This is a genomic window from Streptosporangium minutum, from assembly GCF_002149035.1.
Lineage (GTDB): Bacteria > Actinomycetota > Actinomycetes > Streptosporangiales > Streptosporangiaceae > Streptosporangium > Streptosporangium minutum.
The window spans coordinates 1-1666 of record NZ_NGFP01000491.1; the positions used below are offsets into that span (position 1 = coordinate 1).

Genomic DNA, 1666 nt, shown 5'->3' on the forward strand with positions numbered 1-1666 from the left:
GGTCAGGGCCGACGGTCACCCCCACCGTCGGCCCTGACCCCTCGGGCAAGAAGGTCGTCGGTTACTTCACCGAATGGGGCGTCTACGGCCGCAACTACCACGTGAAGAACCTGGTCACGAGCGGTTCGGCGGCGAAGCTGACGCACATCCTGTACGCCTTCGGCAACTCCGCCGGCGGCAGGTGCTCGATCGGCGACTCCTACGCCGACTACGACAAGGCCTACACCGCGGACCAGAGCGTCGACGGCGTCGCCGACACCTGGGACCAGCCGCTGCGCGGCAACTTCAACCAGCTCCGCAAGCTGAAGAAGGCCTACCCGAACATCAAGGTCATCTACTCCATCGGCGGCTGGACCTGGTCCGGCGGCTTCACCCAGGCCGCGGCCAACCCGGCCGCGTTCGCCGACTCCTGCTACAAGATGGTCGAGGACCCGCGTTGGGCCGATGTCTTCGACGGCATCGACATCGACTGGGAGTACCCGAACGCCTGCGGTCTGACCTGTGACACCAGCGGCCCGGCGGCGTACAAGAACGTCCTGTCCGCGCTGCGCGCCAAGTTCGGCCCCAACGCCCTGATCACTTCGGCGATCACCGCCGACGGTTCCACCGGCGGCAAGATGGACGTCGCCGACTACGCCGGCGGGGCTCAGTACCTCGACTGGATCATGCCGATGACGTACGACTTCTTCGGTAGCTGGGACGCCAAGGGCCCGACGGCTCCGCACTCGCCCCTGACCGCCTACCCCGGCATTCCGAAGGACGGCTACAACTCCGACGCCGCGATCCAGAAGCTCAAGGGCAAGGGCGTTCCCGCCAGCAAGATCCTGCTCGGCATCGGCTTCTACGGCCGCGGCTGGACCGGCGTGACCCAGGCGGCTCCGGGTGGCACCGCCACCGGCGCCGCCCCGGGCACCTATGAGGCGGGCAACGAGGACTACAAGGTCCTCAAGACCAAGTGCCCCGCCACCGGCACTATCGGTGGCACGGCCTACGGCTTCTGCAACGGCCAGTGGTGGGGCTACGACACCCCGGCCACCATCACGGGCAAGATGACCTACGCCAAGAACCAGGGTCTGGGCGGCGCGTTCTTCTGGGAGACCAGCGGCGACACCGCCAACGGCGAACTCATCAGCGCGATCTCCAACGGACTCAAGTAGCATTTCGAACACTCGGCCCTCCGTGCGCGTCACGCCGCGGGGGGTCGAGTCGTTTGTCAGCTTCTCAGCCCTGAAGGACTGAGCTTGCAGCTCCTCGCCGTCGGTGGCTTCGACGGTTTGGTCCGCGTCAGGCAGCGTGACTCACTGCCCAGCTTGTGACACCGCGTGCGGCGATGTTACGAGCTGCGTTGACGTCGGCGTGCTCAGCGAAGCCGCACGACGTACAGAGAAAGGTTTCCTGGTCGGGCCGGTTCTTCTTGTCCACGTGCCCGCAGGCCGAGCAGCCTTGCGAGGTGTAGGCCGGGTCCACGTAGACCACGGCGACACCGGCACGGGCCGCCTTGTAGGCAATGAACCGGCCGAGCTGGTGGAAGCTCCACGAATGCAGCGTGACCCGCTGGGGCTTACGGAGCCGTACCCGGTCGCGGATGCCCTGGAGATCTTCCAGGGCGATCCCCTGCCCGGTGCGTGTCGCCTCGGTCACGATGCGTTTGGCGATGGTGTGGTTG

2 protein-coding genes are annotated in these 1666 nt (G+C 66.6%); one reads left to right on the forward strand and one right to left on the reverse strand.

The genetic code is table 11. From position 1 onward, the window contains the following. On the forward strand, positions 1-1157 hold a 1157-nt coding region (locus CA984_RS43935), incomplete at its 5' end, for a glycoside hydrolase family 18 protein (protein WP_108724711.1). A gap of 127 nt (positions 1158-1284) precedes the next feature. Here CA984_RS43935 and CA984_RS43940 read toward each other — a convergent pair. Continuing rightward, the coding region (locus CA984_RS43940; protein ID WP_165781655.1) for an RNA-guided endonuclease InsQ/TnpB family protein at positions 1285-1666 on the reverse strand (382 nt) is incomplete at its 5' end.